Below are 706 nucleotides of genomic sequence, written 5' to 3'. Positions count from 1 at the left end.
ATTAACCTGAATCGCGGATAAGAAATTGACTTGAAAAATAAGAGGACTAGAGCCATCAGTTGAGTTACCACACCAAACTCACAACTCTAGTCCTGATGTTCAATAGTACCGAATTATTCTGCGTAATTGATGATTTTTTTCTTAAATTTGAATCAACTTATTGGGAGTTTCTCAAACAAAACTGTGGTTCCTTAAGAATCAGAACTGCTCAACTCACAATTTCAGAAATCTGCTTTATTGCCATTTGGTACAAATGCTCTCATTTCAATAATTTCAAAGCCTTTTTCACCTGGTTAAAAGAAGATAAAAGCCATTTATTTAAGTACTTGCCTTGCTATCAAAGGATGATTCATCTGATCAATATGCACCAATTGGCCCTACACGCTTTACATGTGGCGCTGATGAAAGACCAAGCTACACAATATTTATGGATTGATTCAACAACTCTGCCAGTTTGTAAAAATCAACGTATTCAGCGTCATAAATCATTAGTCCAAATTGCATCACGTGGTAGAAGCTCAATGGGCTGGTTTTATGGCTGTAAATTACATATTGCGATGAATCAATTTGGTGAAATTGCCTGTTCTGCTTTATCGAATGGACATGTTGCTGACATAAAAATGGTTGAGCAATTGGTTGCTGGTATAGAAGCAAAACTTTACGGGGATCGAGGTTACATCAGCCAAGAATTAAAAATCAGATTGAA

The 706-nt window shown here is 36.1% G+C and carries 1 protein-coding gene; it reads left to right on the top strand.

The features are described 5' to 3' along the window. Positions 1-95: 95 nt before the first annotated feature. Positions 96-706 (top strand): IS982-like element ISAcsp2 family transposase (locus VF685_RS14050; RefSeq protein WP_440203684.1); only part of this gene is annotated, 611 nt, incomplete at its 3' end.

It is taken from the genome of Acinetobacter sp. Brlt_5 (assembly GCF_051949055.1).
Classification (GTDB): Bacteria; Pseudomonadota; Gammaproteobacteria; order Pseudomonadales; family Moraxellaceae; genus Acinetobacter; species Acinetobacter indicus.
The sequence above is the reverse complement of the archived record's forward strand: the minus strand, read 5'-3'. Positions and strand labels throughout refer to the sequence as shown.